This is a genomic window from Nonomuraea sp. NPDC050680 (genome assembly GCF_040654555.1).
In the GTDB taxonomy this organism is placed as follows: Bacteria; Actinomycetota; Actinomycetes; order Streptosporangiales; family Streptosporangiaceae; genus Nonomuraea.
On sequence record NZ_JBFAIF010000027.1, the window covers coordinates 75,900 to 95,930 of the forward strand.

Consider the following 20,031-nt stretch of genomic DNA (forward strand, 5'->3'; position numbering starts at 1 on the left):
GACATCCATGCAAGACAGCGCCACGGTCGCAGCGGCCGACATCGCAAGGCTGGCGGGGGTTGGGCGCGCCGCCGTCAGCAACTGGCGCCGGCGGTTCGACGACTTTCCGGCACCGGTCGGCGGAACATCGAGCAGCCCGCTGTTCTCACTCGGAGAGATCGAGGAGTGGCTCCGCAGGCAGGGCAAGCTCTCAGCAGTTCCCGCGGATGAACGAGCCTGGCAGCAGCTGAGGGCGACAGTCGACGATCTTTACCTCGGGCAGGCGCTGGGAGAGATCGGTGAGTTCCTCGTCTTCGTCGGCGCATCAGGGACGAAGTGGAGGCGCCTAGCCAAGAAGACCGATACGGAGATCATCGAAGGCGTTTTCCCTGGCGTATCAACTGTGCGGGTAGAAATCCCCATCCTGAGGGCCATCGCCGACCTCGCAGAGGAACAGGGGACTCAGCCCATCTTCGACTTTCTTTACCAGCGCTATCTAGAAGCACACTCCCGAAGGATCGACGTCGTCGCTCCCGAGGTTGCCGAACTCATGGTCGCGCTGCCGTCAGCGGACAATGGCACAGTACTCGACCCCACATGCGGCCTCGGAACACTGCTTCTGACCGCCGCCGGAGTTGGCGCCACTCGCCTGCTTGGCCAAGAACAGGACGAAGCGGCCGCACGAGTGGCGGCCGCACGCCTACGCCTTCACGGGCACGACGCCACGATCCAGACAGGGGACGCTCTTCGCGACGATCGCTTCGGCTCGGCCCAGGCCGACGCGGTCGTCTGCATCCCGCCCTTCGGAGAGCGTAGCTGGGGCTACGAAGAGCTGGCCAGTGACATCCGCTGGCAGTACGGCCTGCCGCCGCGTGGCGAGCCGGAGCTCCCATGGGTACAACACGGACTTTTCCACCTCAGGCCCGGCCGATATATGGCTGTTCTAATGCCCCAGTCCGCAGCCGACCGTCGCTCGGGTCGGCGGATTCGCGCGCAGCTGCTTCGCACGGGTGCCATCCGATCCGTGATCACTCTTCCTGCCGGAACCGCTCCTGGCTCCCAGACAGCACCGCATCTCTGGATCTTGCGTCGGCCCGAGCCCGGAGATCCCACTCCAACGCACGTGCTCATGGTGGATGCCTCCCACATTCCCCTCATCGAGCTGCCATCGATGGTCCTTGAGCGATGGAAGGCTTTCCAACGAGAGCCCGTGGCCGGAGCGGTACCACTCATCGAACTGCTCGACGAGGATGTCGACCTGACCCCCGCTCGTTACGTCGCCGAGCGCCGTGAGAAGGCAGAAGCGTTCCCGCTGGTGTTGGAGAGGCTGCATACTTCCCTGGCTGACCTTCTTCGAGCGGTGGAAAGCCTACGAGAGCTCGCCCCTCTGCAGCGGAATCTGCCCATGACCACGATCGCCGAGCAAGTCAGGGCGGGAGCGATCACCGTCGTGCAAGCACCGAAGACACAGCAACAGCCAGGGAAAATACCGGTCCTTACATTGGAGGACGTTGTCCGGGGCGGTGACCCGAGCGGACGAATGGCTGCGACCTCCGACATGGTCACAGTCGAGCCTGGCGACGTGGTGGTTTCCTCCGGAGGACGGTCGATGGTCGCCCGTGTGGCGAAGATGGGTGGGATGGCGCTGGGGCCTGGACTTCAACTTCTCCGCATGGATCGCGAGCGGATAGATCCGACGTGCCTGTCGGGCTTTTTGAAGCTCTCGGGAGCGCAGGTGCGAGGGCAGTCGGGGACGTCTCGCTCAGACATCCGCCGAGTGGAGATTCCGCGGGTGCCCTTGCAGGAGCAACGCCGCCTTGGTGCAGCCTTTCGAAGGCTCGAGACTCTGGAGAAACAACTGGAAACGGCATCAGAGCAAGGCGAATCTCTTGTCAGTCTATGTCGGGCTGAAGTTTTTGAACTCACAGAATGAGTCTCGACGGCGCCGCAAAACCTGACCCTCTGGGGACGCGCGAAAACGGACCCACCTCGAGCCCCTCCAGGTGGGAGCGTGAGGAGTGTTGAGTGTGAAGGATTGGGCTGAGACCCGCCGGTTGCACCGATCAGAGCAGTTGCCGATCCGGGCGATCGTCCGGAGCAATGATCGAAACCTGTGGATCTCATCCTTACCGATCTCATGGCCATCACCAACAACTCGTCCGGCGAAGTCGATCGGGCCGAAGCGTTGATGCTGCCGGCCTGCAACATGGCGCGAGTATCGTTCAACCTCCTGGGACCCACGGCCTGGGTTGGACTGCCGTGCAGGGTGAGGCTGTCGCTGCTCAACGGGTCAGCCCTTTGGATCGCCGAGAGGCCGAGAGCCATCTTGAGGAGGTTCGCCGGGTCGCCGACGTGCTGCTGTGGGACGGCAACGCCTCTGCAGCGAAAGACGCGGCCTCGCTCCCAGACCGCTGGGAGTTATCCTGGCGACGAGGGGAGCAGGAAGGGCTTGAGCTGCTTGGCGAACTCGATGGCGTCGGCGCGAATGTCCCGACCGGGCGCGCCTCGTGCGATCCTGACGGAAAGTAGCTTGGACCCATCGGGCATCCATGCAAGCGCATAGGCGCCCACAGAGGTTCCCTCCTTATCCTTAATCGCCGCGCTGAACCCAGGGCCTAGATCGGTCGGCAAAGACACTCCCTTGTCGCTTAACTTCGTAGCTTCGAGACTCTGGATGGAGGTATCCATCGGATCCCGCAGCTCGATCAACATCCATGCGGGTTCTGAAGTGTCCGGCGATCTCGTCACTTGGCAGTATGCGAAGTGCGATATCGAGGTCGTTCCATCCGCATAGAAGTCATCTAAGCCTGTGGCGCGAGCAATGGCATCGCGGGAGATGAGGCCGCATTCACGAGGCTCGGCGGTTATGTTGCCTAACGGGCGCCGATCCTGTTGCGGAGGAGGGGATGAGCAGCCAGCCATGATCAGCAGCGCGGCGAGTGAAGCTGACAGCAAAGCGCGGCTGCTCATTCGCCCACCTTTGGATCTGGTGGAGCGAATCCGCTTCGGACCGATGAGTCTATGCCGCTGAAGATACGCGAAGCTTTTGAGTGCCCTAGCCATTCTGTATAGGCGAATTCCTCGGTGGCGTCCATGGTGCTGCGCGGCTTGAGCTGTCCGTCTTTCTTGAGAAAATCTCCCGGGGAATCTTTGGCGTAGTTTTGAGAGGCGTGCGGGTGTGTGCCGCCGGGAGTTGAACCCTCGCCGAACATCCCATGTCGTAGCATTGCGCCTGCGACTAGATCTTTGAACATGTTCTGGCTTTCGGTCAGAGCTGATCCGGCTTGGGCACGTGCCTTCTGTCCTTCTTCGAATTTGAAGGCGTCATCAAGATTCCCCTGCATACCCTCGTATCCCGCAACGACTACATCCCCGGCGGGCGTGAGTACCATCTTCGTCGTGGCAATCAACGTGTCGGTGAACGTCTCATAGGATTCGTCCTTCCGATCTGCCTTATTGATGTCGGAAATGTTGCCTGCATCTACTATGAGGTGGAGGGACCTGCTGAGGTCAAACACCTTGGCTTTGAACTCTTCCGCTGTGGCGCTGATCATTCCTGCTTCGAGAGTTTTCTGCCACTCTGCAGCAAGCTCGGCCTTGGTAGCGTTCGGATGATTTCCCTTCCAGTCTTCGAACGCTTTGGTGTTTGCCTCTTTGATCTGGCCTGCTTGTGCATCCACGACCTTTAGGCTGTATCTGCCGTGAGCTTCAGTGACTGTCCTAAGCGCCTCCGGGTCATCGAATGCCCACGTCATCATATCTTTGAGGGCCTTGCGTTCGAACTGGGCCCCATACGGCTGCTGACCTGGCAGATTTGGATCCGAGTCGGCCAGGGGCGTAACACCCATGGTTTCTTTGGCGCCGCTCCCAGGGGTTCGATGAACGTCGCTGATGTAGGCGGACAGCACGCGGGCTGCGCTCAGTCGTGCCTTGGGAAGTACCCACTGAGCCTTTTTGTCGGCCCAGAAGTGCACTGCCCAGGAGGCGATCAGAGCCGACTTGTAACCGCGGGAATTGCTGGGAGGTTGAGTATTATCACGGTACGTGGTTGTGGCGGCTTCGATCGCTCGTCCCATCTCTCGGCCTCCGTCATCCCAACGGTTGTTTCGCATCAAGAAGGCGAGCGGTTTTCGTGCAGGATCGGCGAAAAGATCTTGTGCGACCCTGGAGTTGTTAGCCAAGGCCGCTGCCAGCCCTGAGCCAAACCCTATTATGTTTCCTTGATCGCCAACGCTCCTCTGTGTGTTGTCGTATACCTTGTTTGCCAGGTCGCGTAGAAAGACATCGTCGAATGTGCCATGTCTCAGCAACTCGTTCACGTTGGAGCTATCTCGGGCACTCTGATTGCTGATCAACTCGTCGACATAGCCCCTGGGTAACTTCATGTCGCCGACTCCGCGCGACGCCGTTCCTAAAATTGTTCCGAGAGTGCTCAGAAGTCGCTGTGCATCAGACTTGGGGCCTTCGTCGTCCTTGTCTATAAGCATGGTGGCCTGAGCCTGATCGAGGTCTCTTAAGAGCTTTTTGAGCTCCTGAGGAGGGATTTCCTTAGCGAACGCAATGGCAAAATATGGATCATGCTTATGCTTCTCCAGCGCATCGAGTGTCTTATCGCTGAGAGGCCGCTGTAAGAAGGGGAAGTTTCGTCGCGCGGCGCGCAGCTCGTCGGCTACCTGCTTGGCCGCTGCGGCGCCGCTAGTGGGTGAGGTCGAAACCCAGAGGGACTCATCCGCCCACACCACGCCCTTGTCGAGCCCGATCTTCTGAGTCGCGATGATGAGGTCCAGACGTCGCTGTAGATCGGGAACTCGCTCGCCGATCTGGAAGCTGATGTCCCTTAACATGCCTGGTCCGGACATGCTCGTGCCAGCTGCGCGCAAGGCGCTCCCGATCTGGTTATCGATATCAGGCCACGACTGCTTCAGGCGCTTGATTTCGTTGATCAACTGGCTCATCAGCGTCGGATCTATGCCGATGCGTGTCGGATGCGGGCTCATCGGTGAGGCATCCCAGGATCGGTGCTAGATGGCAGTTGCCCTAATGCATGCCGAAACAGCTCGGGGGCCGACTGCGCGGAGCCGGGGCCTACCGGCGCGGAGTCGAGTACTGCTAGTGCCCGGTGGAAGACGCTCTTGTAGGCTGCCTCCCAGGCTTGGCAGTCTTTGATCAGCTTGTCTGCGGCCTTGCCCTTCATCGCCCCGTCTTCGAGCAGACGGATGAGCTTGAGCACGTCGTGGGCGTGCTGGTCTCGCAACTCCTCGATCATGCGTCGAGCAGCGTTGATCTCTTCCTGTGCCGCCATCATCCGAAACCTTGGATCTTGAGGACGACTAGCTATGGGATTAATGTGACGATAAGGGTCGCTGGGAGGTTCGTCGAGCGGAACTGCCGAAGGGGTATAATCTCAATAATTTTCTCGTCTACTGCGTATCACGCATGAAGGCGATTGCTTCGGCGACGATTGGGGCCACATAGTCGGCCTGGTGTGCCTGTAGGTGCGGGGCGCCGGCGCCGAGCGTGCGGTGGAGTGCCGCATCAAGATCGACGGGCAGGTGATGCGGGGAGCGAAGAGCAGCGGGCCTGCGACGCCTCGTCACGTACTTACCTATTCCAGCTTCTGTCAGCTTATGTAGCCGACTGTCCGGAATCTGCTAGGCACCTCAGACACAGGACTGCCCGTCGTCATTCTCACGACGCGCGGCGCGAAGAGCGGCAAGGTCCGCAAGATCCCGCTGATGCGCGTGGAGCACAAGGGACGGTACGCGGCCGTGGCCTCGAAGGGCGGTTTCCCGAGCCACCCGGTCTGGTACTTCAACCTCAAGGCCGACCCGCATGTGGAACTCCAGGACGGGCCCGTACGCCAGGACATGACGGCCCGTGAGATCACCGGGGATGAGAAGGCCGAGTGGTGGGAGCGCGCGGTCGCCGCGTATCCGCCGTACGCCGAATACCAGGAGAAGACCGATCGGGTGATCCCCGTCTTCGTGCTGGAGACGGCGGCCGGGAACTGATCGGCCACGAGGATGGGTCCTAGCCGTACCTGTACCTGTGGGTGCATAACGCCGGTACCGAGGGCGCGGCGGAGTGCCGTATCAAGATCGACGGCCAGGTGGTGCCGGAGGCGAAGAGCGGCGGCCCGTACAGCGCGTGCCAGGTGACGGTCGACAAGCCCTGAGCAGCGCTGCCCCAACGGCCGCAACCGTCGGGCAGCGCCCCGCTACGCCGATGCCGCCTCCGCGCAACAAACCGTGAACCTGTGAGGGCCTTCTAAAGATCAGAGGTCGAACTCGCCGTGCGCCGCTCCGTGCAGGAACGCCGTCCACTCATTGCGAGTGAAGATCAAGGCAGGCCCGGTTGGGTTCTTGCTGTCGCGCACAGCTACGACGTTCGGAAGATTGGTAGCGACCTCGACGCACTGGCCCGTATCGCCGCTGGCGGTTGCCTTACGCCACTCCGCTTGCTCTAGGTTCATTTCGACCATTTCCTTATCGCATCCCCTATTGCCCGTTGTGACGCTGTTTGCGAGTTAGCGTCCGCTCTGATGGTGTCATATCTCACCTTGAGTTGCGCTACCGTTTCGTGATCTCCGGTGACGTGGCCGGACAGGAGCGAGTCCGCCGACACCACCTCGGTTCCATCGCGGAGGCGTGCCAGGGCGAAAGCGCTCACCATGCCAACCACACAGCCTGCTGCGGTTGGCACCAATTGGATGGTTATCCGCGGGTGCTGCGTCAGTTCATGTAGGTAGCGAAGCTGGTTCAGGAGGACTGCCGGCCCTCCGATGGGGCGATCGATCACGCTCTCGTCGACCAGGGCCAAGAACGTCGGAGGCGTCGGCCCCTCGAAGATCTGCATGCGTCGCGTTCGCGCTTGAACCCGCTCCTCCGCCTGCTCGGGAGAGGCCGTCGTGGAGAAGATCGCTCGGGCGTACTCCGGGGTCTGGAGCAGCCCTGGAACCAGGAGCGGGTCCCACGACTGAAGGATGACCGCCTGCGGCTCTATCTCCTCCACCCAGCGTGCAAACCAACCGAGGGCGGGTGAATGGGTGATTTGCCGATATAGCTTTACGAAATGGTCATCAAGCCCAAAAGCCTGATCGGCCGCCTCGGCGAACTCAAGTGTTGGCGTGCGACGTCCTCTTTCGACATGGCTGATTAGGGAGGTATGGCATCGCATCCGGGTGCTTAGTGATATTTGAGAAAGCTTCATCTTCTTCCGGTAGTGCTCCAGGTCGGAGGCGAAGCGAGCTCGCGGAGACATGTGATCGCTGTTTTCGGTGTCCACGCTGCTCTCCGGTCGTTGTGCTCCACCTGAAATATCCCCTGGCCGCAGTCATTGAGTGACAGATGTGTGACAGATAATACCGCCTTTGCGTCTTCTTTTGTCGTCCAGTTTCGCGATGTAGGGGCACTTTCGGTCGCCGATATTGCTCATGCTTGGGTTCCACGCAGCAGCGAAAGACGGGGCTTCGTCGCGTGCGGTAAATGGATCTCCAGGCCCTTGTGGAGGTGGTCGGCGAGGTGGACGCACATTGCTCAGCTCGTGGAGAGGTTGCCCAGTTCGTACATCCGGAGCTTGATCGGCAGGCAGAAGGCGGTGCGGGCCATGAACGGGACATGCAGGTATCGCTGGCCTCAGCGAGTGCGGATTCAGGTGGCCGTCTTCGAGGACGCGATATGAACAGGGAAGCTAAGAAGGGGGCGAATCTACACGACTGTATTGAGCTACCAGCTTTTCCGGTATCTGTGTCGATCGCGCGCAGGTATGTCGCGCTGGTGCTGGAGAGGTGGGGGTGCGAGGAGCTGATCGACGATGCCAGGCTAATCGGCAGTGAGCTGGTGACCAATGGCATAAAAGCGGTCGAGCTAAGCGAAGTAGCTCGTGAAGCAGAAATCGAGATGTTCGGGATACTCGCCGGATGTGATCGACACGTGTGGATCGCCCTCCACCGCACAGCCGATGACGTGGTCATAGAGGTGTGGGATCCCAGTCTTAAGCCGCCGAGAATCGGCCATCCCAGCGCCTCGGAGGTTGGCGGACGAGGGCTGCAGGTGGTCGACAAGACAGCCGCGGAGTGGGGCTATCGATGGCTGAGCACGGGCGGGAAGATCGTCTGGGCCCTGCTGAAGATCAGGCAGCAGCCTGGAGTACTGGATGAGGTGCGTTGAGGCCATGACGGACGCGAAGCGAGCGGCTGGCGTCCTGGCCCCACCCACAGGTCTGGTGACGAAGGCATGGCCGTGCCCTGGACTTGCTCCGCACCCACCCCACCGGACAGACGGTCCGAAGACCCTCCTGGAGTGGACCACGGACAACCCGTCCCGCTGCCGGATCCTCGAATACACCTGCTCGTGCAGCACCGTCGTTTACGAGCTCCTGGCCTGCAGCGGCAACTATCGAATCCGTCGTACGGACCAGGGATCGTCTCCTCGTGAGTCATACGCCGGCCCGTGGCGCCGCCAGGTGGCCGAACGTATGTGGAGGTTGATCCTCTCGGGCGAGGCCAGCTTATGTTCGGGTCTCACCTCGGCCGCGACTGTTGAGTTCGTCGCAGGGGGATCCTGGCTGAGAGATCCGACAGTTTCGATCGCAGGCTGAGCACGTGTTACGAGTCAGTACAAATCGCGGTGGTACGTCAGATACTGCGGATCGACGTCGTGCCCGGGAACGGTGCGCAAGAGCCCCCGCGACTCGCCGGTGAGCCGGTTGATCACCGTGAGGTCGTCCTTGACGATGATTGCGCCCTGGTCGAAGAGCACATGGTCGTTGGGACAGAGGCAGAGGAGATTGCCTGTCACGTCGTAGCCGTCGTGCGGGCTGCCGAGCGGGCGGATATGCGCTCCCTCGGCGTACGGGCCGTTAGGGAGCAGCAGCCGGACTCCGCAGATCTGGCAGGTGTGATCGTGCAGGGTCTTGATCAGCTGTGAGAGCGCGCTGTCCCGGACGATTCGCTTGACTGTGGTCGGGCGGCGTTCCGGTGTACGGACGTCGTCGTGCGGTGGGAGCGGCTCATCGTCGAGGTCGCTCAGACCGACGCGTACGAGCAGCGCGTTCTGATCCACGTCTGGGAAGTACGTGCTCAAGAGGTACGCGCTCGCTTGAGACCGTACCGCCTGGTCCTCCGTCACCAGGTCGTACACCCACTCACGTAGACCGGAGACCGGCTGGTTTCGACTCATCCACGCAAGAGGTGGGCTGCCGCTGGGGCGAGGCGGCTCGGGGTGGTCGGGCAGCGTCCATAGCCCGAAGTGCGTGAGCTTCAAGACCGGGTATTCAGGGGTGGGCCGGTCGCCCGGCAGGCCGAACTCTCTGATGAGTGCGCTGATCTCGGCCCGGGTGGTGTTCCAAGGAGCAAGGCGTTCCGCTCGGTGTGCGGCGCGGCCGAGGGCCCACAGCAGGGTGAGTGGCTGGTGCCGTTTGGGGCGGCCGTTCGAGACGGCGGTGTCGAGGTTTCTGAGCTTTTCGAGGAATGCCGCGGCAGGCGACGCGTCTTGGCGCGAAGTGATGAGGAAACCGAGGTGGCCAAGGGCCCTGGCGACCGTTGCGGCCCCTCCAGAGAACTCCGAAGCGCGAAGCGGATGCCCGTCGATACCGCGGTGTGCCACGCCGGCGATGGCCTTGGAGTCGTAGCGGCGGCCGTTGCGGACGATGAAGTAGTCGCGTGCTCCTCGGTAGCCATACCGCTTCAGGAAGGCGTCGCGGCCTAGCTGGTCGTACTCCTCGATGGCCGCCAGGACCATCTCGCGATCGAGATCGGATAAAGCCATCGGATCACGATATGTCCGGGGACCGACAGCCGGGTGGATGCTGGGCCTCCCGCTGGCCCTCGAGTATTGGGCTGGACTAGCGAAGTCACCGGTGGGGTGCCACCGGACGCGGAGCTAGCTGGCTGGTCCAGGCCTGTACCCGGTTAATCAAAGGCCGTCGAACAGAGCGATCACCAACGTGGCGCCGCCCGTGAGAGCCCGCCGCAAGAGGCACGCACGAGTGCCGCCGCGAGGGCGAGCGCGGCGGGACTCACAGGTGCTGGTGGACGCGGTGGCAGGCGTCCAGTGGGGCAGGCTTTCCCCGCGGTCAGACTTCGACCGGCTCCAGCACGAACACCGGGATCTCCCGATCCGTCTTCTTCTGGTAGTCGGCATACGGCGGATACGCCGCCACCGCACGCTCCCACCACTCGGCCTTCTCCGTGCCAGTCACTTCACGGGCCCTCATGTCCTGCTTGACCGGGCCGTCCTGAAGCTCCACACGGGGCTCGGCCTTGAGGTTGAAGTACCAGACGGGGTGCTGGGGAGCGCCGCCCTGCGAGGCGACCACGGCGTATCGGCCTTCATGTTCCACACGCATCAGTGGCGTCTTGCGGATCTTGCCGCTCTTGGCGCCCAGGGTGGTCAGCACAACGACGGGCAATCCCGTCTCCATCAAGGTCGTGCCCTTGGTACCGCCGGAGCTCTCGTACAGCTCCACTTGCTCACGCACCCACTGCGCGGTGCTGGGTTCGTACTCACCCTCAAGAGGCATGTCATCCGTCCCTACGTCGGCCGACTCGCGTGCGAAGGGTTCAACACCCGCACCGTGCGGGTTTCATCCACGCCTGGTCTCGGTCGCTTGCGGGGCGGGCGGAAGAACGGCGAGAACAGCGTCGGTGAGGTGAGTGCGGGAGAACCGCCCGTACCTGTTCGATGCGGTATGCCCGTTCACGCCGGGTCGGGCCCGGTGCCTCATCCCTCCGCCGTTGGGCGTCCGAGTAGTTTGTCGATGCTGCGGCGTTCGCGTTTGGTGGGACGGTCCGCGCCACGACCGTGACGGTCTCCTCGCGCAGAGGAGACGGAGGGCTCTTGCCGACGTAGCACTCGGCGACCACGGTGGCTAGTTTTGCCAAAAAAGGTGAGCCGGGCACTCGTTTCATATATTTCGGCAGCTAGTGGGTCCAACGTCCATATGTATGCCGGTATGAGCGTTTCCTGAGGGTTTGCTGTGAATGTGATCAACGCGTTGATGTGGTCTGTTCGTGACGACCTGCGGCCTTTACGGACAGTCACGTTGACGAGCGGTCAGCTCTTGCGTGGACCGGGATCGATCTTCCCAGCAGGAGGCCTCTGTGGCCGCGTGGAGCTCGGGGTGCTCTCGGCTCCATATGTCACTGTGCGCGAATCTTGACGGTTCGTGTCGCTTTATGGCCTGATTCGGATGTTTTGCGCTGGGGCCTTTATGTAGGCCTTATGCGCTGGCTTCCTGCGTGAGTGGAGTACTTGTGTCGTTGTTACCCCCCAAGCGGCCTCGTGTGCCCGGGTCGAGTCGCCCTCGTGGGCGCGCCCGGTTACGGCGTGCCGTCGTGGTCGTCCTCACGATGGTGTTGGTGGCCTCGCTGGCGCCGCCGTCTTCGGCTGTGGCCCAGGCATCGTCTGTGCCTGGCGAACCGCATGTGCTCAGCCGGTTCACGTCCTGGCTGAGTGATGCGGTGGCCGGTTGGTTCGCCGAGGATCCGAAGGGTGAGGTGCGTCCGGGCAAGGGCGAGATCACCTTGCCTGGCCGCAGCGCCGACGGCCGGACAGGCCGGCCGGTGGCGCAGCCGCCGGGCAAGCGGGTCAAGGAGGTTGCGGGCAAGCGGTCGCGGTTCGCGACGGTGTTCGAGCTCGAGGACGGCCGACTGCAGGCCGAGGTGTCGTCGCGACCGGCCAACTTCCTCGACGGCGATGGCAAGTGGCAGCCAGTCGACACGCGCGTGGAGGACGCGTCGGAGGACGGGTTCCCGCACGGTAACGACAAGACGGGCTTCGCCACGCGATTCGGTGACAGGTCCGACCGGCTGGTCAAGATCAAGCTGGATGGTCGGCAGGTCACCTTCGGTGTGGCGGGTGACTCCCGGCCGGTTACGCCGAAGGTCGACGGCTCCACGGTCACCTATCCGGGTGTGTGGGACGGCGTCGATGTGGTTTACAAGATCACCCCTGAGGGGGTGAAGGAGTACCTGGTGCTGACCAAGGCGCCGGCGGCCGATGCGTCGTTCGCGTTCACCGTCAAGACCGGTGGGGTGCAGGCGCGGCAGAGCCAGGACGGCTCGATCTCCTTCGTCGGCGAGGACGGCACCGCGGCGTTCACCATCCCCAAGCCGTTCATGATCGACGCGCAGGCGGATCCCGCCTCGCCGTACGGCAAGCGCCATTCCGACGCGGTGACCCAGAGCGTGGAGCAGCACGGCGCCGAGGCGACGATCACCCTCAAGCCGGACGCGGCGTGGCTGGGCGCGGCGGAGCGCAAGTGGCCGGTGGTGATCGACCCGACGGTGCGGATCACGCCGGAGGCGTGGGATGCCTACGTCGATTCCAGCAAGAAGACCACGAACTTCGACGCCGCCTGGCAGCTGCCGGTGGGCAAGACGAGTTCGGGTGCGATCAACCGGGCGCTGCTGCGCTTCAACATGCCCTCCGATCTGCTGATCGGCACCAGGATCGACGACGCCCGCCTGGAGACGTACTTCGACCAGGCGCTCGGTGAGGCCGGGCCGGTCACGGTGGAGGCACGGGAGATCACCGGTGACTGGCAGTCCTGGCTGGTGAACTGGAACAACCAGCCGGCCGTGGCCGCGACGCCGGCGGCGAGCGTGACGCGCAATCCGGGTGAGCTGTCGCGCTGGCACTCCTTCAACGTCACCAGCGTGGTCGACAGGTGGATGAACTCCGACGGCGACACCCCCGGGTTCATGCTCAAGGCGGCCGATGAGGGGACGACCGGCAAGGTCGGCGGACCGGTGTACGAGGCGAGCGAGGACGTCTACGGCGGCGCCGGCCAGTTCGGTGAGACGGTCAACCACCCGCGGCTGCTGGTCACCTGGGGTGTGCCGAGCGTGACGCTCAAGCCGGTGACCACGGCCACCTCGGTGGGGGCTTCGCTGGCGTGGACGGCCTACGCCGATCCCACGCCGGGCGACGAATCCGATGATCTGGCCGGTTACGAGCTGCACCGCACGTGCCCGTCGGGTTGCCAGAGCGGCGGTGGGTTCAGCGCCGGCTACGACACGCTGATCACCACGCTGCCGACGGATGTCACCTCGTACGTGGACACGGCCAGCGGCGGCGACCCGGCCGCGGTGGCCGACCCCTCCTACATCCACCAGGCGACGTACTGGGTCGAGGCGGTGCTGAAGAACGGCCAGAGCTCCCCGTCGCAGGAGATGACGGTGACCCTGCCCCGGCCGGGGCAGATCGCCAAGACCCTGTACGGGACGGCGGACACCACGCTGGCCTCCGGCGAGCCGTCGATCGGCCACGACCAGGTGGGCGGGCAGAAGCGGCTGCAGGTCGGCAACACCGCCACCGCGCTCGGCAACACCCGCGCGGTGGTGACCTTCGGCGATTTCGCCGCCGAGATCCCGGCCGATGCGCAGATCAGCGAGACGACGCTGTCGCTGTGGGGAGCCACCTCCACCGGGACGGGCGCGAGCTTCACCGCCCACAAGCTCACCGCCGGCTTCGATGAAGCAGCGACGTGGAACAGCCCATGGAGCAGCGCGGGCGGGGACTTCGACGCCACCGCGCTCGGGTCGGTGGCGGGCGTCACGGCCACGCCCGGCTGGCGCACCTGGACGGCCACCGACGCGGCCAAGGCGTGGGTCACCGATCCGGCGACCAACAAGGGGCTGCTGGTCAAGGTCGCCAACGAGGCGGGCACCGCCAAGCAGTCGGCCTCGTTCCTGGCCTCGGAGGCCGATGAGCCAGTGCTGCGCCCGAGCCTGCGGGTGACGTACGCGGAGAAGAGCACGGGCGCGTCCGCCTTCTACGTGCCGGGCACTTCCGAGCGGCTGGATTCCGGCGCCACCCGGCAGATCACGGTGGTGGTCACCAACACCACCACCGAGACCTGGCCCGCCACCTCGACCGCGGTGAGTTACCACTGGAAGCTGCCCGACGGCACCGACATCTCCACCCCGGACAACCAGCTCAAGACACCGCTGCCGAACCAGCTCGCCCCGGGCGAGAGCGTGGCCGTCGAGGCGAACGTCAAGGCGCCGACGGTGAGCGGCGGCGGCACCAACCTGGCCGAGGGCCTGCAACTGGTGTGGGACGTCCAGGACACGCTCACCAACAACTGGAAGTCGGCCTCCCACCAGTTGCCGCAGCTGCCGCAGCAGATCCGCATCGACTCCCCGACCTCCGACCTGCTTGGGCTGGAGAAGTTCTACCAGTACACCGGCAAGAACACCGGCGCCGGAGCGACCGCGCTGGTCAACCCGTACGCCGGCAACGTGGTGTGGAACTACAACGCCTTCTCCAACCCCTCCCGGGGCGCGCAGACGTTCGTCCGGATGACCTACAACAGCCTGGACACTTCCACGGCGTCTCTTGGTTACGGCTGGTCGCTGCAGACCTCCACGCTGGCGAAACTCGGCTCCCAGCTGCAGTTCCACCCGCCCGGCCAGAACTGGCCCGACCAGGTCCGGCTGACCGACGGCGACGGCACCACACACGTGTGGACGCTGGACACCCACGGCCTGGACAAGCGCGACTGCGACTACACCACCTGCGACTACACCCACCCACGCGGCGTACACCTGTACCTGCAGCAGGTCGACCCGGACTCCTTCCCCCAGGAGCAGCGGGAGCTGGCCGAGCAGCGGCGCTGGGTGTTCACCAAGCCGGACCGCACCCAGTTCTTCTTCGACGAAGAGGGCTTCCAGTCGGCGATCGTCGACAAGAACGGCAACACCATGTCGTTCACCTACGAACGGCGCCGTTCCAACAACAAGCCCACCAAGTTCCTGCAGCACATCACCGACGCGGCCGGACGTAAGACGCTCGCCCTGACCTACTACCAGAAGGGCCAGGACTACACCTACGTCGACGATGCGGGCCAAGACGTCGACGACACCAAGCTGACCAACCCGCACATCATCGACAACGTCGAGTCGATCACCGACATCGCCGGCCGCAAGGTGACCTTCGCCTACACCGACAAGGGCCTGATGGCCAAGATGATCGACGGCGCGGGCGACGACGAGGCCAAGACGTTCCGCTTCACCTACGACGCCACCCAGGGCACCAAGAACGTCAAGCTCGTCAACGTCAAGGACCCGCGCGGCAACACCACGTCGCTGAAGTACTACGAGGCGCCGGTCGACCCCAAGGACAAGTGGAAGGTCGAAACTCTCACCGACCGGCTCGACGGCGTCACCACGTTCGACTACGTCGACCCGGACGGGCCGCAGGGCGGCATGATCCACGCCACCGTCACCGACCCGCTCCAGCACACCACCAAGTACGTGCTCGACGCCTATGGCCGCACCGAATCGATCACCAACGCCAAGGACGAGACCACCGGGCTGGAGTGGGATCCCGACCACAACGTCACCAAGCTGACCGAGGACAACGGCGCGTACGCGACCTGGAGCTTCGACCAGAAGACCGGCTACCCGCTGGAGCTGCGTGACGCCGAGGCCAACGTCAACGACACCAACCCGACCACACTGGCCTACCAGTCGTTCCTGAACGGCTACGTCGCCGACCTGACCGAGAAGACCTCACCCGAGGGCCGCAAGTGGGTCTTCGGCTACGACGCCAATGGCAACCTCAAGACGGTCACCGACCCCCTCGGTGTCGAGTCCGCGACGGCCGGCGACTACACCACCTCGTATGAGTACGACCCGCTCGGCCAGCTGACCAAGTCGACCGACGCCAACGGCAACCCCACCAGCTTGAGCGACTACCACCCCTCCGGATACCCGGAGAAGATCACCGACGCGTACGCGCAGGTCACCGCCACCACGTACGACGTGCGCGGCAACGTCCTGACGGTCACCGACGCGCTGGGCAAGCAGACCACGCAGACGTACGACATCTTCAAACGGCCGCTGGAGTCCAAGGCCCCCAAGGACCAGGACGCCGGCAAGTTCATCACCGCCCCGGCGCCGATCTACGACCCCAACGACAACGTCACCAAGACGACCGCCCCCAACGGCGCCGTCGCCACCGCGGTCTACGACAAGGCCGACCAACTCCTCGAATCCGTTCTGCCGAAGGACACCCCGACCGGTCAGGAGCGCAAGGCGTCCTTCACCTGGGACCTGGCCGGCAACCTGAAGACCCAGACCGAGCCGAAGGGCAACCTCACTCCGGCTGACCCCGCGGACTACACCACCACCTACGTCTACGACCCGATCTACCAGCTGACCGACGTCCTGAACGCCGAACAGCGCAAGATCACCTACAGCTACGACACCGTCGGCAACACCACCAAGGTCGTCGACCCGCGCAAGAACGCCACCACCGACACCGCCGACTACACCGCGATCTCCACCTACGACCTCAACCACCAGGTCAAAACCGTCACCGACGCCGCCGGATACATCACCAAGACCGACTACGACCTCGACGGGCTGGTCGTCAGTGGAGCCGACCAAGAGGGCAACAAGTCCCTCACCGGCTACAACAAGCGTGGCGACGTCATCGAAACGCGCGTCCCGCACTCCGAGACCGACGGCGCCATCAAGTACGTCACCACTCAGTTCGCCTACGACCAGGTCGGCAACAAGACCAAGACCATCACCCCGCGCGGCGTGGAACGCGGCGGCGACCTGCGCGACTTCGTCGCCGAGACCAAGTACGACAAGCTGAACCGGCCCGCCGAGGAGATCTACCCGTTCGACCGGCAGGACCCGGTCTACAACAAGCCCGACAGCGTCCTGTACGCCTACGACGCCGTCTCCCGGCTGAAGGAGATCTCCGCCCCGCCCTCACACGGTCAGACCGTCCGCAACATCACCACGATGACCTACTGGGACAACGGCTGGTCCAAGACCACCACCGACCCGTGGGACATCAAGACCACCTACGACTACAACGACCTGGGCCTGCAGACCAACCGCACCGTCACGTCCGCGGGCGGCTCGTCACAGCGCGCCCTGGACTGGTCGTACTACCCCGACGGCAAGCTCAAGACCCACTCCGACGACGGCGTCCCCCTCGGCTTGGACGTCGTCATGGAGGACAACTCCGACACAGGCCAGGTCACCACCACCGGCACCTGGACCCTCGGTACGGGCGGCACATCCGCTTCCAACATCGTCGGTCCGCAAGCCGAGCCGGCCAGCGGATTCGTCGGCTATGACTACGCCACCGCCCCCTCGGGCACCGGCCAGTCCTCCTTCACCTGGAACCTGACCACCCCGGCCGACGGCACCTACAAGGTGCAGGTCCAATACCCCTCCGGCGCGACGGCCACCAACGCCAAGTACACGGTCAAGCACCAGGGCAGCCAGGACACCGTCACGCTCGACCAGACCAAGGACAGCGGCACCTGGGTCGACCTGGGCACCTACACCTTCACCGCCGGCACCGCTCACTCGGTCACGTTGACCGATGACGCCAACGGCACCGTCGCCGCCGACGCCGTCAAACTGGTACGCGACAACACCGGTGACACCGACACCGAGAAGAAGGACTTCACCTACACCTACGACCCCAACGCCAACCTCACTCTGCTCGAGGACAAGTCCCCGACCGCCAAAATCGACCGGTGGGAGATCGGCTACACCGGGCTCAACCAGATCGACCAGATCCAGGAAAAGCTCAACAGCGTCCTGAAGAACACCACCACCTACCGCTACAACGAAAACAGCGCGGTGGTGCAGCGCACCCACGACAAGACGCTGGCCACCTACGGCTACGACATCCGTGACCTGGTCGAGGAGGTCGTCAACAAGAAGTCGGCCACCGACACCGCGCCGAAGACCACCCGCTACACCTACACCCCCCGCGCCGAACGCCTGCAAGAGACCAAGGCCAACGGCAACACCGTCGACTACGACTACTTCCTGTCCGGCGTCCTGCGCCACTCCCTCGAAAAGAAGCCCAACGCCACACTCGTCGCCGAACACACCCTCGGATACCAGGGCAACCTGCAACGCGCCCACGACCACGCCAAAATCCAGAACGCCGACAACCCCGGCGCCTACCTCGAGAACGACTACACCTACACCTACGACCCCCGCGACCGCATCGCCAAGACCGTCAAAACCCCGACCGGCGGTGGCACGGCCGAAACCGAAACCTACTCCCACGACGCCAACAGCAACGTCTGGGAAGAAGAGGTCCTCGGCAAGAAGACCACCTTCACCTACGACCGCAACCGCCTCCTGACCTCGATCACAGGCGGCCAGACGTCGACGTACACCTACGACCCGTACGGGCGACTGCGCACCACCCAAGGCGGCGGCAAGACCTGGGAGAAGTACACCTACGACGGCTTCGACCACGTCACCAAGCACGAAAAGCTCGGCACCGACGGCACCACCAACACCGTCACCACCTATACCTACGACCCGCTCGACCGCACCACCACCAAGACCGAAAAGGAAGGCACCGCCAACGCCAAATCCACCACCTACTCCTACCTCGGCCTCTCCGGCGAGGTCCTGGACGAAGAGGTGGCCGGCAAACTCACCAAGTCCTTCCAATACAGCCCGTGGGGCGAGCGCCTCTCCCAGGTGAAGGTCGCCGACGACGGCCGCGAGGAATTCTCCTACTACGGATACAACCCGCACACCGATGTCGAACAGATCACCAGCGAGACCGGCGACACCCGCGCCACCTACGGCTACACCGCCTACGGCAAGAACGACGACAAACTCTTCACCGGCATCGACAAGCCGGATCCGGCCGACCCCACGGCCAAGGAGGAGTACAACCCCTACCGCTTCAACAGCAAGCGCTGGGACAACTCCACCGGCATGTACGACATGGGGTTCCGCAACTACAACCCCGGCCTCAACCGCTTCCTCAACCTCGACAACTACAACGGCGCCCTCGACGACCTCTCTCTCGGCACCGACCCCTGGACCAGCAACCGTTACGCCTTCACCGGCGGCAACCCCATCAACAACATCGAACTAGACGGCCACATCCCTGACGACTGGGCCAACGGCAAGAACGGCGGCTATACAGCCTGGCGGAAAGACGTCGAAAAGCGCGCCAAAAACCCACGACACACCAGCAATCCATATATATCGAAGACAAAGGCAACAAAGAGCTCGTGCGTCGGCTTCGGCTGCCAGAATGACGCACCGCCGCTCACAGCCACCTTCACTGAGAACCCATCCCTCTACGAGGCCGCCAAGGCCGGCTACCAAAACTGGTTCAACGCCCTCTTCGAAGAGGAAATCGGATGTTCTGAAGGTAATGCAGGCGACTGCGGCTGGGCTGCTGTCGGGTTCATACCCTTCACCAAGATCGGTAGATGGGGGACCAAGGCCGTCAAGAAGCTCTTCCGTAGGGCCGATGAAGTCATCGATTCACCCGCCTCGAGCGCGGCAAATGGTGAACGCCTGAAGGAGAAACTGCGCGAAGAAGCAGGGCCAATAGGATCAATCCAGTCGGTCGATGACATCTACGAAAATCCAAATGTTCTCCGTGGCGCAACTCCGGAGCAAATCTTGGCAGTGGTGAAGGACACCCCCGGGTGGCGTGTAGAAAAACTGCGCCACGGCAATAAAACAGGTCAAGGATGGGTATTCCGGTATTATGATCCCTACACGGGGAATCAGTCTCCACGCATGATCCGCTGGCATCCTGGTGGCGGGCATCATGGAAAGGACCCGTACTGGCGGGTCGTGGGTACACACGGAGACTTAGGGGGAATAATTCGATGACCGGCGAACAGGAGCCAGACTTCCATCGGTGGATCCGCGATGTCCTCACCCGGCTGAGCTGGGATGCCGACCGCCAGATGGAGCATGTCCGAAGCCTGAACGTCGACGTGGACGAACTTGCTCTGGAATTCGACGATGCACTGCATCTGGCTCAGGCGAAGGTGCAGCATGGTCTGCTGAGCCGCAGAGCGCTCGAGGCGCTCCTACCAGTTGATGCCAAGCTCGGTCACATGACGGAGTACGGTACCGAGCTCTGGACCGAGGAAGCGGTCGCGACAGCTCCCGCCTGGCAGGAGCTACGGGCCATCGCACGGCAGGCGTATCTGGATTTTGACGTGTGATCCTGCCGGTTGGACCCTCGCAGGGCCTGGAGGCGAAGCTGTCTCCAGGCCCGTGTGGTTTCGCTCAGC

12 protein-coding genes and 1 pseudogene are annotated in these 20,031 nt (G+C 63.4%); 6 read left to right on the plus strand and 7 right to left on the minus strand.

Annotated elements, in window-relative coordinates:
- The first annotated feature begins 7 nt into the window (after window positions 1-7).
- The gene (locus AB0H88_RS46505) at window positions 8-1,912 is read left to right on the plus strand and encodes an N-6 DNA methylase (RefSeq protein WP_357655791.1); all 1,905 of its coding nucleotides are present in this window, start codon (window positions 8-10) and stop codon (window positions 1,910-1,912) included.
- 485 nt (window positions 1,913-2,397) lie between these two features.
- On the opposite strand, the gene AB0H88_RS46510 is transcribed toward AB0H88_RS46505, so the two are convergent.
- The 3 genes from AB0H88_RS46510 to AB0H88_RS46520 are packed head-to-tail and all read right to left on the minus strand — an operon-like array spanning window position 2,398 to window position 5,284.
- Complete coding sequence (locus AB0H88_RS46510) at window positions 2,398-2,949, minus strand: hypothetical protein (protein ID WP_357655794.1); 552 nt, start codon at window positions 2,947-2,949, stop codon at window positions 2,398-2,400.
- The gene (locus tag AB0H88_RS46515; RefSeq protein WP_357655796.1) at window positions 2,946-4,976 is read right to left on the minus strand and encodes a DUF6571 family protein; all 2,031 of its coding nucleotides are present in this window, start codon (window positions 4,974-4,976) and stop codon (window positions 2,946-2,948) included. Before AB0H88_RS46515 ends, AB0H88_RS46510 begins: the two co-directional genes overlap by 4 nt.
- The gene (locus AB0H88_RS46520) at window positions 4,973-5,284 is read right to left on the minus strand and encodes a hypothetical protein (RefSeq protein WP_357655798.1); all 312 of its coding nucleotides are present in this window, start codon (window positions 5,282-5,284) and stop codon (window positions 4,973-4,975) included. Before AB0H88_RS46520 ends, AB0H88_RS46515 begins: the two co-directional genes overlap by 4 nt.
- Window positions 5,285-5,642: 358 nt before the next feature.
- Here AB0H88_RS46520 and AB0H88_RS46525 point away from each other — a divergent pair.
- Together AB0H88_RS46525 and AB0H88_RS46530 are read left to right on the plus strand one after the other, a co-directional pair.
- Window positions 5,643-5,990 (plus strand): annotated as a pseudogene (locus tag AB0H88_RS46525) (nitroreductase family deazaflavin-dependent oxidoreductase); the annotation flags it as partial.
- 41 nt (window positions 5,991-6,031) lie between these two features.
- On the plus strand, window positions 6,032-6,154 hold the full coding sequence (locus AB0H88_RS46530) for a hypothetical protein (RefSeq protein ID WP_357655801.1): 123 nt from the start codon (window positions 6,032-6,034) through the stop codon (window positions 6,152-6,154).
- A gap of 99 nt (window positions 6,155-6,253) precedes the next feature.
- Here the strand turns inward: AB0H88_RS46530 and AB0H88_RS46535 are convergent, their stop codons facing one another.
- Complete coding sequence (locus tag AB0H88_RS46535) at window positions 6,254-6,451, minus strand: DUF397 domain-containing protein (RefSeq protein ID WP_357655877.1); 198 nt, start codon at window positions 6,449-6,451, stop codon at window positions 6,254-6,256.
- Window positions 6,448-7,263, minus strand: coding sequence for a helix-turn-helix transcriptional regulator (locus AB0H88_RS46540; RefSeq protein ID WP_357655803.1), 816 nt, complete (start codon window positions 7,261-7,263; stop codon window positions 6,448-6,450). The genes AB0H88_RS46535 and AB0H88_RS46540 overlap by 4 nt, the downstream gene beginning before the upstream one ends.
- Before the next feature lie 200 nt (window positions 7,264-7,463).
- Between AB0H88_RS46540 and AB0H88_RS46545 the strand changes: the two genes are divergently transcribed.
- Window positions 7,464-8,147 carry an ATP-binding protein gene (locus AB0H88_RS46545; RefSeq protein WP_357655806.1) on the plus strand — a complete coding sequence of 228 codons (684 nt, stop codon included), beginning with the start codon at window positions 7,464-7,466 and terminating at the stop codon, window positions 8,145-8,147.
- A gap of 444 nt (window positions 8,148-8,591) precedes the next feature.
- Here the strand turns inward: AB0H88_RS46545 and AB0H88_RS46550 are convergent, their stop codons facing one another.
- Complete coding sequence (locus AB0H88_RS46550) at window positions 8,592-9,746, minus strand: HNH endonuclease (protein ID WP_357655808.1); 1,155 nt, start codon at window positions 9,744-9,746, stop codon at window positions 8,592-8,594.
- Window positions 9,747-10,053: 307 nt separating this feature from the next.
- On the minus strand, window positions 10,054-10,500 hold the full coding sequence (locus AB0H88_RS46555; protein ID WP_357655811.1) for a nitroreductase family deazaflavin-dependent oxidoreductase: 447 nt from the start codon (window positions 10,498-10,500) through the stop codon (window positions 10,054-10,056).
- A gap of 886 nt (window positions 10,501-11,386) precedes the next feature.
- Here AB0H88_RS46555 and AB0H88_RS46560 point away from each other — a divergent pair.
- Window positions 11,387-19,621, plus strand: coding sequence for a DNRLRE domain-containing protein (locus tag AB0H88_RS46560; protein WP_357655813.1), 8,235 nt, complete (start codon window positions 11,387-11,389; stop codon window positions 19,619-19,621).
- Window positions 19,618-19,962: a hypothetical protein gene (locus AB0H88_RS46565; protein ID WP_357655816.1), complete on the plus strand. Its 345-nt coding sequence runs from the start codon at window positions 19,618-19,620 to the stop codon at window positions 19,960-19,962. Before AB0H88_RS46560 ends, AB0H88_RS46565 begins: the two co-directional genes overlap by 4 nt.
- Window positions 19,963-20,031 lie beyond the last annotated feature (69 nt).